14 protein-coding genes and 1 other RNA gene are annotated in these 14,430 nt (G+C 38.8%); 12 read left to right on the top strand and 3 right to left on the bottom strand.

Features of this window, described 5'->3' with window-relative positions:
* The first annotated feature begins 82 nt into the window (after positions 1 to 82).
* From MKY30_RS00075 to MKY30_RS00050, 6 genes are all read left to right on the top strand, one after another.
* The gene (locus MKY30_RS00075) at positions 83 to 1,162 is read left to right on the top strand and encodes a Gfo/Idh/MocA family protein (protein ID WP_341082473.1); all 1,080 of its coding nucleotides are present in this window, start codon (positions 83 to 85) and stop codon (positions 1,160 to 1,162) included.
* A gap of 63 nt (positions 1,163 to 1,225) precedes the next feature.
* Positions 1,226 to 2,236 (top strand): Gfo/Idh/MocA family protein, encoded by a 1,011-nt coding sequence (locus MKY30_RS00070; RefSeq protein WP_341082471.1) that lies wholly within the window; start codon positions 1,226 to 1,228, stop codon positions 2,234 to 2,236.
* Positions 2,237 to 2,238: 2 nt separating this feature from the next.
* Entirely contained in the window at positions 2,239 to 3,291 is a 1,053-nt protein-coding gene (locus tag MKY30_RS00065; protein ID WP_147210283.1) for a Gfo/Idh/MocA family protein, read from the top strand.
* Positions 3,292 to 3,376: 85 nt separating this feature from the next.
* Positions 3,377 to 4,132 carry a sugar phosphate isomerase/epimerase family protein gene (locus tag MKY30_RS00060; RefSeq protein ID WP_341082468.1) on the top strand — a complete coding sequence of 252 codons (756 nt, stop codon included), beginning with the start codon at positions 3,377 to 3,379 and terminating at the stop codon, positions 4,130 to 4,132.
* Positions 4,133 to 4,423: 291 nt separating this feature from the next.
* Positions 4,424 to 4,696, top strand: coding sequence for a hypothetical protein (locus tag MKY30_RS00055; RefSeq protein WP_339282627.1), 273 nt, complete (start codon positions 4,424 to 4,426; stop codon positions 4,694 to 4,696).
* A 289-nt stretch (positions 4,697 to 4,985) separates the two neighbouring features.
* Complete coding sequence (locus tag MKY30_RS00050; protein WP_147210286.1) at positions 4,986 to 5,264, top strand: hypothetical protein; 279 nt, start codon at positions 4,986 to 4,988, stop codon at positions 5,262 to 5,264.
* 76 nt (positions 5,265 to 5,340) lie between these two features.
* Here MKY30_RS00050 and MKY30_RS00045 read toward each other — a convergent pair whose 3' ends face one another.
* The gene (locus tag MKY30_RS00045) at positions 5,341 to 6,114 is read right to left on the bottom strand and encodes a class I SAM-dependent methyltransferase (RefSeq protein ID WP_339282626.1); all 774 of its coding nucleotides are present in this window, start codon (positions 6,112 to 6,114) and stop codon (positions 5,341 to 5,343) included.
* Between the two features lie 173 nt (positions 6,115 to 6,287).
* On the opposite strand from MKY30_RS00045, the gene MKY30_RS00040 reads away from it, so the two are divergent.
* Complete coding sequence (locus MKY30_RS00040) at positions 6,288 to 6,698, top strand: GNAT family N-acetyltransferase (RefSeq protein WP_147210287.1); 411 nt, start codon at positions 6,288 to 6,290, stop codon at positions 6,696 to 6,698.
* Between the two features lie 53 nt (positions 6,699 to 6,751).
* Here the strand turns inward: MKY30_RS00040 and ptsP are convergent, their stop codons facing one another.
* Both ptsP and MKY30_RS00030 read right to left on the bottom strand, forming a co-directional pair.
* Positions 6,752 to 8,467 carry a phosphoenolpyruvate--protein phosphotransferase gene (ptsP, locus tag MKY30_RS00035; protein WP_147210356.1) on the bottom strand — a complete coding sequence of 572 codons (1,716 nt, stop codon included), beginning with the start codon at positions 8,465 to 8,467 and terminating at the stop codon, positions 6,752 to 6,754.
* Between the two features lie 127 nt (positions 8,468 to 8,594).
* Positions 8,595 to 9,509 carry an alpha/beta hydrolase gene (locus MKY30_RS00030; RefSeq protein WP_341082466.1) on the bottom strand — a complete coding sequence of 305 codons (915 nt, stop codon included), beginning with the start codon at positions 9,507 to 9,509 and terminating at the stop codon, positions 8,595 to 8,597.
* 253 nt (positions 9,510 to 9,762) lie between these two features.
* Here MKY30_RS00030 and secG point away from each other — a divergent pair, with 253 nt between their 5' ends.
* The 5 genes from secG to ssrA all read left to right on the top strand — a co-directional run bounded on the left by secG (position 9,763) and on the right by ssrA (position 14,430).
* Positions 9,763 to 9,999, top strand: coding sequence for a preprotein translocase subunit SecG (secG, locus tag MKY30_RS00025; RefSeq protein ID WP_077601993.1), 237 nt, complete (start codon positions 9,763 to 9,765; stop codon positions 9,997 to 9,999).
* A 191-nt stretch (positions 10,000 to 10,190) separates the two neighbouring features.
* Positions 10,191 to 10,937 (top strand): alpha/beta hydrolase, encoded by a 747-nt coding sequence (locus tag MKY30_RS00020; protein ID WP_147210359.1) that lies wholly within the window; start codon positions 10,191 to 10,193, stop codon positions 10,935 to 10,937.
* 40 nt (positions 10,938 to 10,977) lie between these two features.
* Positions 10,978 to 13,263, top strand: a complete 2,286-nt coding sequence (rnr, locus tag MKY30_RS00015; protein WP_341082465.1) for a ribonuclease R — start codon at positions 10,978 to 10,980, stop codon at positions 13,261 to 13,263.
* A gap of 186 nt (positions 13,264 to 13,449) precedes the next feature.
* Positions 13,450 to 13,917 (top strand): SsrA-binding protein SmpB, encoded by a 468-nt coding sequence (smpB, locus tag MKY30_RS00010; protein WP_077601995.1) that lies wholly within the window; start codon positions 13,450 to 13,452, stop codon positions 13,915 to 13,917.
* Positions 13,918 to 14,068: 151 nt separating this feature from the next.
* Positions 14,069 to 14,430, top strand: a transfer-messenger RNA (tmRNA) gene (ssrA, locus tag MKY30_RS00005).

The following is a 14,430-nucleotide window of genomic DNA, read 5'->3' as shown; positions in this document are numbered from 1 at the left end:
GCTCCATTTTTGAAATGCATTTTGAATCTTTAATTGATGAACAAGGTAAAAACTTTTTTGAAAAAATAGGAGGAATTTGAATATGACGAAAAAATTAAATGTGGCTATTATCGGGTGCGGAGGAATTGCTAATGGAAAACACCTTCCAAGCCTATCAAAAATAAAGGAAGTAGCATTAACAGCATTCTGTGATATTGAGAAAGAAAAAGCAGTAAAAGCGGCTCAAGCATATGGAACAGAAGACGCGACAGTATATGAAGATTACCAAAAATTATTGGAGGATCAGACGATTGATGTGGTGCATGTTCTGACTCCGAACATCTCTCATGCAGAAATCTCGATTGCTGCACTGGAAGCCGGGAAGCATGTAATGTGCGAGAAACCAATGGCCAAAACCTCAGAGGAAGCAAAACAAATGGTAGAAGCAGCACACCGGACTGGGAAGAAATTGACGATTGGCTACAACAACCGCTTTAGACCAGACAGCCAGCATCTGCATCAGGTAACTGAACGTGGAGATTTAGGGGAGGTGTATTTCGCGAAGGCACACGCGATTCGACGTCGGGCTGTACCAACATGGGGTGTATTTTTGGATGAAGAAAAACAGGGCAGTGGACCATTAATTGATATTGGAACACATGCGCTTGATCTTACCTTATGGATGATGGACAATTATAAACCAAAGTCTGTCATGGGAAACACGTATCATAAATTAGGCAAAAAGAAAGATGCCGCGAATGCATGGGGGCCTTGGGATCCGGAAAAATTTACGGTAGAAGATTCCGCATTCGGTTTTATTACAATGGAGAATGGGGCAACGATTACTCTGGAAGCGAGCTGGGCATTGAATTCATTAGATGTGGATGAAGCAAAGTGTACGCTCAGTGGTACCGAGGGCGGCGCAGATATGAAAAACGGCTTGCGAATTAATGGGGAGGACTTTGGAAAACTATATACCAATGAGATTGATCTCTCAACCAGCGGTGTGGCCTTTTATGAAGGAAAAGCGGAAAATGATGCCGATTTGGAAGCGAGATTGTGGATAGAAAGTATTATCAACGATACAGAACCAACGGTAAAACCAGAAGAAGCACTTGTTGTTACGCAAATTTTGGAGGCGATCTATGAATCTGCGAAAACAGGGAAAGCAGTTTATTTTTAATTGGAGTATTTTCTAAAAAAATATTTAACAAATAATATGTTGCCTTAACAGAGGAGGAAAAAGATGATAAATGTAGCATTACTTAGCAGATGGCATGTACATGCAGATGATTATGCAAGAGAAGTGAAAGAAAACGAACACCTTTCTGTCCAGCTTGTCTGGGATGAGGAGGAAGAGCGGGGAAAGAAATGGGCAGACGAACTGGGAGTTCCTTTTGAAGTGAACTTCCAAACCGTCCTGGACAATCCGGAAATAGATGCTGTTGTTGTTACGACACCGACAAGTTTGCATAAAGATATCATTATCGCCGCAGCAGAACATAAAAAGCATATATTTACGGAAAAGATATTGGCATTTACGGTTGAAGAATGTGAAGAAATCTATAAAACTGTGAAAGCAAATCAGGTAAAACTGATGGTTTCCATGCCGAGACTAACAGCGAATTATTATGTGTACGCACAAAAGGCAGTAGACAAAGGATGGCTTGGAGATTTAACCACAATTCGTTGCCGGTTTGCGCATAATGGTGCAGTTGCTGCTGGAGATGGAAAATACGGTTGGCTCCCGGAACGTTTTTTTAATGCAGCACAGAGTGGGGGAGGGGCGCTCATTGATCTTGGGGCGCATCCGTTCTATTTGACTAATCGGCTCGCTGGTCCTGCGAAAGCATTGCAAGCATCACTCCATTCCATAAGAAATCTTGGTGCAGATGATAATGCTGTTGTTATTGTGGAATATGAATCAGGCAGCTTGGGCATTATTGAAACAAGCTTTTTATCAAATGGAAACCCTTTTCAATTAGAACTTTATGGGACAGAAGGGACACTGCTTATTGAAGATGAACAGATTCGTTTAAGAAGCAGTCAATTCGAGGGGAGTGGATGGATACAGCCAGAAGATGCACAGGAGCCTCTCCCAATTCCAATGGAACAGTGGGCTGCAGCAATACAGGGCAAATCGAAACCAACTATCACAGAAGAAGACGTTATTCAATTAACCCGTCTTAACGAAGCGGCAGCTTTATCACAAGAAGAAAATCGCCGGATTGAACTAATTGAATTGCTGGGGGAATAGTAATGGAAAAGGCGTTACGTGTCGGTATTATAGGAGCGGGAGGCATTGCGGCAACGGTGCATATCCCAAATTATCTAAAGCAAAAGAACAAGGTGGAAATTGTTGCTATCACAGATGTGGCCAAAGAGAATGCGAAAGCTGTTGCCAAAACATTTAATATTAATCAAGTTTTTACAGATCACCAGGAAATGTTGAAGGAAGTAGAGCTTGATGCCGTAAGCGTCTGTACACCTAATAAGTTTCATGCTGAGGTGACAATTGCAGCGCTTCAGGCAGGCTGTCATGTTATTTGTGAGAAACCTCCCGCGATGACGGTGGAGGAGGCTCAAAAAATGGCTGAAACAGCAAAGCAGTATGGGAAAATATTAACTTATGGGCTGAGTTTTCGACATACACAGGAAGTAGATACTTTAAAGCGGTTTATTGATGAAAATGAACTTGGTGAAATTTATGCTGCGAGGGTACATGCAATCCGACGCCGTGGAATCCCAGGCTGGGGTGTCTTTACGAACAAGGAACTCCAGGGGGGTGGCCCGCTTATTGATATTGGTGTGCACATGCTGGATGCTGCCCTTTACTTGATGGGATACCCGGAACCGGATACTGTTTTTGGTGTTACTTATCAGAAGCTCGGCAATAAACCGGGTGTCGGCTTGGCAGGACATTGGGACTGGGAGAACTTCTCGATAGAAGATATGGCACGGGGAATGGTGACGTTTAAAAATGGAGCATCGATTATTTTGGAATCGGCGTTTGCCGCAAATACAGAGAAACATGATGAAATGTCTGTTTCTTTGATGGGTGAAAGCGGAGGTGCAGATGTTTTTCCTTTAAAAATTTACCAGGAAAAACATCAAACATTAATAGATACTACACCATCTTTTCTACCGGCGAAAGATAATTACGAATTGCAAATGGAAAGATTCATAGATTGCTGTTTGAATGAGGACCAGCCAATCAGTACGGCAGAACAGGGGGTGATTCTTCAAAAAATTATTAATGGACTTTATGAATCTGCCGATAAAGGAGAACCGGTTAAATTTTTCGCTGAATAAGCTGATTTATAAATGGCATTTCTATCAAATCAATCGGATGAAAGTGATTATATAAAGAAATTACAAACAGATGGGAGATGGAATTATGGGTGAATTTGGGTTGCAGCTTTATTCTGTTCGTGATACAGCAGAAGATAATTTATTAGAGACTATCAGCCTTGTAGCAGATATGGGCTATCAGGGAGTTCAGTTTGCAGGATTCTTTCAGACGCCTGCAATGAATTTGAAAAGATTAATGGACAATAAACAGATTGGTGCAGCTGGCAGTCATACAGGCCTTGATGAATTGACCGGGGACAAGCTGAAAGAGACGATTGCTTATAATCAGGAAATCGGGAACAGCCTGCTGATTTGTCCCTGGCTGCCTGAAACAGACCGAAAAACTAGAGCAGATTATCAACGGACAGCTCAAAAATTAAATGAAATTGGACAAATATGCAAGGACAACGGGATGATATTTGCTTATCATAATCATCACTTTGAATTTGAGACGTATGATGGCGAAACAGGTTTTGATCTTTTATTCGGTCAGACAGAACCGGAACTTGTACAGATTGAATTGGACTGTTACTGGGCAACGCACGCAGGTTATGACCCGACTGATATTATCAGAAAATATGGGAGGCGGATTATATCTCTCCATATAAAAGATATGAAAGAAGAGAACGGTAAAAGACGAAGTATAGAGATAGGAGCGGGCATGCTTGATATAAAAACATTGCACCGTGTTGGAAAAGAGAATGGGGTTAACTGGTTTATAGTGGAACAGGAAGATTTTGTCGGTGATCCGCTGGAAAGTGCTAGAACCAATATTAATAATTTAAATAAGATTTTTTTATAGGAAGAATCCCGTTAACAAGAATTTAAAGGAAAGAGCTCTCGATTTAAATAAGAGAGGCTCTTTCTAATATACATAAGCGAGATCTGATTATTTTAGATATGGTTCTAACTAGTATAGGATTAGTATCAGGAAGAATTTATCAGATAAATAAAATTTTTAGTCGCCTTACGGGTGGCTTTTTTATTATTTTAAAAATCAGGGTATACACATTGATAAGAAGTATATAATGATTGACCATAACTGTGAGTTATTTAAACAGCCTGAAAATGTTGAAAGAAGAGGGGGTATTATTTGCACGAGCCTAAATCAAAGTTAAGTAAGTTATTTAATTTTATATTATTATTGATTATTGCCGTTTCATTGATTATGTGGATATTTAACTTAACTTTTTCTTTACCCGTTAACTTTGCTGAGATGGTTGAGGACAATGCGGAAACTTCGGTGAATGCGATTGAAAGAATAGAGGTTGAAATGTCAGGGCAATTGCCGGATAAGTTTACTGATTTTTCGGATTATATATACCTGAAGATAATCAGAATTTTATTATTGCAGGAGATGAAGTAAAGCAATATATAAATGATGGGTATAGATTATATCGGATTAATAATGTAGACAGAATAAGAGACGAAGCAAATGAGTATGAATTGACGTTGAGATTTATAAATGGTTACAGTTTATTTTATACGGCTGGCGTCGGCTATATAATCGATGATAAAGGAGTACTTATAAAGTTTTAGATGATTAGAATGCACTTTACAGAAAAGTAATATCATTATTCGATTAATAAAAGAACGGAAATTAGTAAAGATATCTTTACTTTTTTCAAGGGGAAGAATTTCCATATGAAGTATTATTGGGGGGATTAACCGGGGCAATTATTTTAGCAGTATTTGCATTTATTAAGTACAAACGTAAAAAAGATAATACTCCAGAAGCAGATGAAAGAGTAAAGCATAATATATTTCGTTTTTCCGCATACGTATCTTATGTTTCCTTAGCTGTATTATTTATGGGAATATTTATATTCAGTCTTCTGGGAGCTGAATCAGTATCTATTGCTTATTTGTGGATTTTCTTTGTTGCTTATATCTGGATTACAGGGATAGGAACTGTAATAGCGAGAAAAAGATAGTGATATTCATGTTTTTAAATACTGGATAGCAGCGCGGGCTTGAAAAAAGTTGTAGCACAAGCCCGCTCATAAAAATTTATCCCTTCACAGCTTTAAACAACGTCCATCTGTCTTTTTCCACAAGCTCTTCTATATCACCGATAGATTGATCGATATAGTTAATTAAAGATGCCAATTCAGCATCAGATAACTCATGCATGATGCTGCGTCCGGCTCTGGATTGAATATCATCCAGGAGTGCTTGTTTGTCTTTATATGTCTTCCTTATTTCCCATAGACGATGCTCTTCAATCTTTCGAAAACCTGCTTGCTGAAGACTTAATTTTATATTATCGCTGGAGCGTCTTCGTTTCTTTTCAAATTCCTTTAATTTCGGGAAAGCTTCAAAAAAGTAGCCGCGAATATGCTCGTTACTTCCTTCCAGCAAGCAATCGTCCAATGTGCGATCCTGAATAAGATAACAGCCATCACTTTTCAATACCCTGTATGCTTCAACAAATACAGAACCTAGGTCTTTTATATGATGGATTAATGCTCTGGATAAAATGAAATCTGCACTGCCCGACTCTAAACCGGTATTATTAGCATAACCGAGCTGAAAGGAAATATTGGAGTAATTGCTGCAGTGTTTCACGGCTCCTTCTAAAATCGGCTTGGAATAGTCGATACCTGATACAGAGGGAATTCCGATATCAGCCAAAGCTTTAGAATAAATACCGCCTCCGCATCCTATATCTGCAGCCTGGTGAATAGAAGCAATATCAATCAGCTCTTTTATTTTCTCCTTCCATGTCATATCGACTTCACGATTTGTATAGCTGTACATATTATCTTTACTATGAAAATCCAACGCATCTCCTCCTCAGTAATTTTTATCGTTATAATTAATTATAGCTTTGTAGACTATTTAAGTATAATATTGGTTTTTAATAGGGTTAGATAAGAAAATATTATATGGAAGCTTATTTGGATATATATTTAAATGTTAAAATAGAATAAACTGTCGAAAAGGATGACAAGGAAATGAATGAACATTATCAAATTAAGTATCAGACACCAGGTGTTGAAGTATTTAATGAATTAAGAATAGAAGCCGGGCTCAGCAGCAAGGAAAGAAAGGCAATTGAAATTGGGCTTCCTAATACTCTGTTTGCTATATCTATTTATGATGGAGATACGTTAATAGGTATGGGGAGAGTTGTTGGTGATGGAGGAGTTGTTTTTCATGTAGTTGATATTGTAGTTAAACCAAGCTATCAGGGACAAGGGCTTGGAAAACGTGTGATGAAGGAAATTATGAATTATTTAGATAGCCATACATACAAAGGTTCATATGTCAGTCTGATTGCAGATATTCCGGCTGATAAATTATATGAACAATTTGGATTTCAATACACAGCTCCCAATTCTGTAGGAATGTACCGAATGTACTAAAATAACCTGTGATTATTGTTTGGACAAAACAATAATCACAGGTTTTCATCATCTTATTTATTTATTGTTTTTTCAGCTAATGCAACAACTTCATCTGCTGTGCTTAGAGAAAGGAATTCATTTTTAAGTGCTGCAAGTTCCTTTTTATTAAGTCCAAGAATTTGCGTTCTTGCCGGTAAGATAGAAGTAGCGCTCATGCTGAATTCATCCAGACCGAGTGCAAGAAGTAATGGAATAGCAGTAGAATCTCCCGCCATTTCACCACACATACCAGCCCATTTACCTTCTGCGTGAGCTGCTTCAATAACATTGTTTACTAAGTTCAGAATTGCTGGATGGTACGGCTGATACAGATAGGATACCTGCTCATTCATACGGTCAGCAGCCATAGTGTATTGAATCAAGTCATTTGTTCCAATACTGAAGAAGTCAACTTCTTTTGCAAATTGTTTTGCAATAACTGCAGTAGATGGAATTTCTACCATAATACCAACTTCGATATCCTCAGAAACTTCTACACCGTCTTTTTGAAGATTTTCTTTTTCTTCCAGCAGTAATGCTTTTGCCTGACGGAATTCTTCCAATGTAGCAATCATCGGGAACATGATTTTTAAATTGCCGTATGCACTTGCACGTAATAAAGCACGAAGCTGTGGACGGAATACATGTTCATTTTCTAAACAGAAACGGATTGCACGGAATCCTAAAAACGGATTCATTTCATGCGGCATATCTAAATAGCTGATTTCCTTATCGCCGCCGACATCAAGTGTTCTTACAACGACAGGCTTGTCTCCCATTTTTTCTAACACTGTTTTATATGCTTCAAATTGAACATCCTCTGAAGGTAATTCAGAGTTACCCATGTATAAGAATTCTGTACGATAAAGGCCGACGCCCTCACCGCCATTATTAAGAACACCTTCAACGTCATCAGGTGTACCAATATTTGCAGCCAGCTCTACCTGTTCACCATCAGCAGAGAAAGTAGGCTCGTCTTTTAATTTTGCCCATTCTGCCTGCTGCTTAGCAAAGGCAGCCTGCTTCTCTTCATATACTTTAATTTCTTCTTCTGTCGGGTTAATAATAACCTTTCCTTCAATTCCGTCAACAATAATTTGATCGTCTTTTTTCACTGCGCCGGTAATTTCTTTTGTGCCGACAACAGCTGGAATCTCTAATGAACGGGCCATAATTGCTGAATGGGAAGTTCTGCCGCCGATATCTGTTGCAAACCCTTTTACAAATTCACGATTTAATTGTGCTGTATCAGAAGGGGTTAAATCTCTGGCAATGACAATTACCTGCTCATCAATTAAGGCTGGATTAGGGAAGGTAACCTGCAGTAAATGAGACATCACACGTTTTGTTACATCGTGGATATCAGCTGCACGTTCACGCATATACTCATTATCCATTCCTTTAAACATCCCGATAAACATTGTAGCAACCTCATCTAAAGCTGCTTCTGCATTTACTTTATCATCATTGATTTTATCTTTTATCGGGTTAATAAGCTCTGGATCTCCTAATACAAGCAAATGTGCAGAGAAGATTTCTGCATGTTCTTCTCCGAGCTCTTTTAATGTATGTTCTTTGATTTTCTCCAGTTCTTTTCTGGAAACTTCCAGTGCGCTGTCAAGACGTTCAATCTCTTTTCCTGGATCATCAATTGAAGATTTTTCGAAATTTAATTCTGGTTCCTTAAGTTCATATACTTTAGCAATGGCAATTCCACTAGATGCAGCAATTCCATTCATTTTTTTCATCATGAGAGCATCCTTTCTTTAGTAAAGCTTTAAACATCATTATAACATATATATACTAAATTAGCGCAGGTCATTGTGCAAGTAATAAATGCCAGCTGCAAGTGTTTTTCTGTATTTGAAAGAAGTGTTAATTATTGGTATTGCAGAGCGTTTTCAGCCAGTTTCCTATAAACGCAAATACCTCTTCCCGGCATGTATCATTTAGCAGCTCATGCCTTCCTCCTTCATAAACCAGAACGGTAATATTTGTCATACCGCTTTTTTGAAAAAGAACAGCTGTTTTCCATATACCTTTTCCATATTGGCCAATCGGATCCTGATCTCCGTTGATAAGGAGAAGAGGGAGGCCTTTACGAATGCTTTGATTGAGTTTTTGATTTCTTGTTTGATAGATACCTTCTAATAGATCGTAGAAAAAACGGGCTGTTGGAATAAAGCCGGTATAGGCATCCTCTTCGTAGGAAGCTGCAAATGTTTTATCTCTGGTCAGCCATGCATGCTTATAGTGTTTATTCCGCTTTTTACTGCTCCCTAATACAAGCTTATTCATCAATGGAGAGGGACTCAGAGGCGGTAAAAAGGAAGCAATCCTTTTGCCTGCTGCTGTGACAATTCTGGAGTAGTGTCCCGTACCGGTTAATATTAATCCATCTATTTCAGCGCTGTAACGCTGAATAAAATTCCGCATTAAGAAGGAGCCCATACTATGCCCAAGAAAGTAGTATGGGAGGTGTGGAAAGGCTTTTTTTCCAAATTGCATAATTTCATAAAGGTCTGTAACAACACGCTGGAATCCATTTTCTTCTGTAAAGTATCCTTGTATTCCTTTATCCCCGGTTTTACCATGGCCGCGATGATCACTGCCAATAACAATAAATCCGAGGGAAGTACAATAAGAAGCAAGGTCGTGATAGCGTTCAATATGCTCAACCATTCCATGTGCAATCTGAAGGATTCCGATTGCTTGTTTATCAGGAAGCCACTGTTTAATATAGATACTGGTGCCATCAGAGGCCTCCAGCCAATTTTCTTTCATCTGCATTTCGTCTCCCCCTTTATTATCTCTGTTATTCTTCATATGAATTTTTATAAAATGCTGTTATTTTTATTATACTTTGAAGACAGGTTTTCAAACAAATGCTATCTGTTTGAAATGCTGGTGGATTCATATACTTCTCCATTTTGATAAAATATTGATTTTCACCGGTAATTCACAAATCTGCCTTGCACAATAAATTCAAAGTATGATAAAGTAGAGACTAGGGATTGTCGGAACATAGGAGGAGTATGGAAACATGTTGTTAACTGTGGTTAATGTTTTATTAGTAATTGACGTTATCGTTATGATTGCACTTGTGTTACTGCAGTCTGGAAAAAGCGCTGGTCTTTCTGGAGCTATTTCTGGTGGTGCAGAGCAGTTATTTGGAAAACAGAAAGCACGTGGAATTGATTTAGTGCTTCATCGTTTAACAATTGTTACAGGTGTGCTGTTCTTTTTATTAGCTTTCCTGGCAGCGTACGTATTACAATAAATATTATTCCTTATCACAGTTTTGTGGTAAGGTTTTTTTATTTCCGCTTAAAGGGGAAGTTTAAAAAGTCCAATAAAAATGACACGGCAAATTTTATCGTACTATTTGAACACACTTCTATAACGATACAGGGTATACTAGAAATGAATTTGGAAAAAATGATTTAGAGAAGATGAAGGGAATGGATGATTGTGAAAATAAAGCTGCCGCAGCCATTTACATTTGAAGCTGGAGAGCGTGCTGTCTTATTATTACACGGATTTACAGGTCATTCTGCAGATGTCCGTATGCTTGGACGGTTTTTAGAAAAGAAAGGCTATACGAGCCATGCGCCAATTTATCGTGGGCACGGGCTCCCTCCGGAGGAATTAATTAAAAGTAATCCGGAACAGTGGTGGGCAGATGTAAAAGCCGCATATAACTATTTGAAGGATTTAGGTTATAAGGAAATTGCTGTAGCGGGTCTTTCTCTTGGAGGGGTATTAGGTTTAAAACTTGCTTATTCTGAGCAAATTAAAGGTATGGTATCTATGTGTGCACCGATGTTCTTTGATAATGAGGAGCAGCTGACGAAGGGTTTTCGGGAGTTTTCCAGAGAATTTAAACAGCTCGAACAAAAGGATGAAGCTGTTATTGAAGAAGAATTGGATACATTAATGGAAAATTCCAAGGAGCTATTTAAGGGTGTAGGAGCTACCATTAAAGAAGTAAAATCAAATATTGATATGATCTATACACCAACTTTTGTTGTCCAGGCAGAAAAGGATGAAATGATCAACAAGGACAGTGCTAATTATATTTATAATAATGTAGAATCTACACAAAAAGAGATTAAGTGGTACCCGAATTCAGGTCATGTTATTACAATGGATAAAGAAAAGGAACAGCTTCACGAAGATATCTATATGTTTTTAGAAAACTTAAATTGGGAAGTATAAACTATAAAGCAGGAAAGATAAATAGAAAGAAGGTGAGATAATGAAAGAACGAATTTTAGATTATATTAAAGAAAATAGTACCAAACCCTTGTCTGTACAAGAATTAGAAGAGTCCCTGGGATTAGAGGAAGCATCAGAATTTAAAGAGCTGGTCATTGCTCTGAATGAACTGGAATTAGAGGGAGAGCTTGTCCGGACAAGGAAAAACAGATTTGGACTTCCTGACAAAATGAATCTCATTAAGGGAACCATTCAAATGCATGCAAAAGGTTTTGCCTTTCTTATTCCGGAAGATGAAAATGAAACGGATGTTTATATCCATGCAAATGATATGGAATCTGCAATGAATAAGGATAAAGTACTTGTACGTCTGGAAAAGAAAGATACAGAAGGCTCCCGCCCGGAAGGAAAGGTTATACGTATTTTAGAGCGTGCAGTAGTTACTGTTGTCGGCACATTTGAGGATAATCGTTCCTTTGGTTTTGTTATTGCAGATGACAAACGGATTCCAAATGATATTTTTATTTCTAAGGGGCACACACACGGGGCTATCGACGGTCATAAAGTACTTGCACGGATTACGAAATATCCGGAAGGAAGAAAAAGTGCAGAAGGAGAAATCATTCAGATTCTAGGCCATAAAAATGATCCGGGAATTGATATTCTCTCTATTATTTATAAGCATGGAATCCCGATAGATTTTCCGGAAGAGGTAATAGAGCAGGCAAATGAAGTACCGGAAGAAATTGATCCAAATGATATATATGGAAGAAAGGATCTGAGAGATGAGATTGTCGTTACGATTGATGGAGCAGATGCCAAGGACTTGGATGATGCTGTAAGTGTCAAACGTCTCGATAATGGAAATTATGAGCTTGGGGTTTATATTGCGGATGTCAGTCATTATGTAAAAGAAGGGACACCGCTGGATAAAGAAGCATTTGAGCGGGGCACGAGTGTTTATTTAGTCGATCGTGTGATTCCGATGATTCCTCATCGCCTATCCAATGGTATCTGTTCGCTTAATCCCCAGGTTGATCGTTTAACACTGGGATGTAAAATGGAGATTAATACAAGTGGACAAGTTGTTCATCATGAAATTTTCCAAAGTGTTATCAATTCGAATGAACGAATGACTTACTCTGATGTGAATAAGATTTTAGTAGATAAGGATGAAGAATTACGCAAGAAATATGAGCCGCTTGTTCCGATGTTTGAGAATATGGAAAAGCTTGCAGCTATTTTGCGCGGGAAACGCTTTGGACGAGGCGCTATTGACTTTGATTTTAAAGAAGCAAAAGTGCTTGTCGATGAAAAAGGCCATCCGACTGATGTGGTCATTCGCGAACGCTCCGTCGGGGAGAAATTAATTGAAGAATTTATGCTGGCAGCGAATGAAACAATTGCTGAGCATTTCCATTGGATGGATGTACCATTTATCCATCGTATTCATGAGGATCCGGATGAAGGGAAGCTTGAGAAATTCTATGAATTCTTAGCTGGACTTGGCATCTCAGTAAAAGGAACAGCTAACGAAATCCATCCGCAGCAGCTTCAAAAAGTGCTGGACTCCATTAAAGATGAGCCAGAGGAAATGATTGTATCCAAGTTAATGCTACGTTCCATGCAGCAGGCAAAATATTCGCCACATAGTGTTGGCCATTTTGGCCTGGCAACGGATTTTTATACACATTTCACATCGCCGATCCGCCGTTATCCGGATTTAATTGTACATCGCTTAATCCGCACTTATTTAATTGAAAACAAGATGGATAAGAAAACGATGAAGCATTGGAAGGATCGGATGCCGGAAATTGCCCGCCATACTTCAGAAATGGAACGTCGGGCAGTAGATGCCGAGCGTGATACCGATAATATGAAGAAAGCAGAATTTATGAAAGATAAGATTGGTGAAGAATTTACCGGCATTATCAGCTCTGTAACGAATTTCGGTATGTTTGTCGAATTGGAAAATACGGTAGAAGGGCTGGTTCATGTCAGCTATTTGACAGATGATTATTATCATTTCGATGAGCGCAGTCAGGCGATGATTGGCGAACGGACAGCTAAAGTATTCCGTGTTGGAGACGAAGTGGATATTAAGGTGGCTGATGTAAACCTGGAGGAATACACAGTTGATTTTGAACTGACATCCTTAGGTTCACCGCGCAGGAAGGAAAGAAAGGACAAGTCTTCCAGACGGGTTATCCAATCTTCACCAAAAACGAAAGAAAAATCAAAAGCAAAGCCAAAAGTGAAGGGTAAAGCAAACCCAAAAGGTAAAGCAAATCTTAAAAATAAGAAAAAGAATAAACCAAAACGATAAAATCTCTGCCTAGGAGATTTTATCGTTTTTTCACACAGGGAGCAGAGGTTCATCAAATGAATGAAACTTTTGAGATAAGACAGGTTTTTTGGTAAAATATACAGAGGATTCATACGGGGAGAGAGCGAGATTTCTTTCCATGTGAACAAGAACTTTTAAAAGTTCGATGGAAGAGGATGATTTTAGATGCCAAAAGGAAATGGAAAAACCATTGCACAAAATAAAAAAGCTTCCCACGATTATTTTATTGAAGAAACGTATGAGGCGGGTATTGTTCTACAGGGCACGGAAATTAAGTCCATTCGTAACGGCAGAGTGAACATTAAAGATGCTCATGCGCGGATTGACAGAAAAGGGGAAGTGCAATTAATTAACTTGCATATCGCTGAATACGAGCAGGGAAATCGTTATAATCACGACCCGACCCGTTCAAGAAAGCTGTTGCTTCATCGCAAGGAAATTGATAAATTAATTGGTCTGACTCAGCAGCAGGGGTATGCATTAGTCCCATTAAAAATTTATATTAAAAATGGTTATGCAAAAGTGTTAATTGGACTTGGAAAAGGGAAGAAGAAATACGATAAGCGTGAAGACCTAAAACGTAAGCAAATGAAGCGCGATGTGGACCGTGCTATTAAAGACCATATGCGTTAATCTGAAGCATATTTGACAATTTAGCATGATTTGTTATAATGGAAGGTACCCTGTTCATAGTATGCTGTTTATTGAACAGCTATTACTATAGAAACAAGGGATAACTGAATAATTAAAATGTGTTTAATTATTCCCTGTGATTTTTTTATACGGGGACGTTACGGATTCGACAGGGGTAGATTGAGCTCAAGTTGCACGTCGAGGTTACGGCTCGTAAAACGTTACGCCTAAATATAATTGGCAAAGAAAACAATCAACCTGTTTTAGCAGCTGCGTAAGTAGCCTAAAACGATCCTTCCTGCCATCGCCCGTGTGGCAGATTGAAGGGTCTCAAATGAAGCGGGCTATACTGCTATCCACCGTCTGAGGATGGGCAGAAGAACTTAATCAGACTAGTTCCATGAAAGCCTGTCAGTAGGCTGACATGAGAGCGAATGATAATATACTGACTAAGCGTGTAGATACTTGAGTGCCGATACTCTTGGACGAGGGTTCGACTCCCTCCGTCTCCAT

The organism is Oceanobacillus sp. FSL W8-0428 (genome assembly GCF_038004405.1).
GTDB lineage: Bacteria > Bacillota > Bacilli > Bacillales > Amphibacillaceae > Oceanobacillus > Oceanobacillus sojae.
The sequence above is the reverse complement of the archived record's forward strand: the minus strand, read 5'-3'. Positions and strand labels throughout refer to the sequence as shown.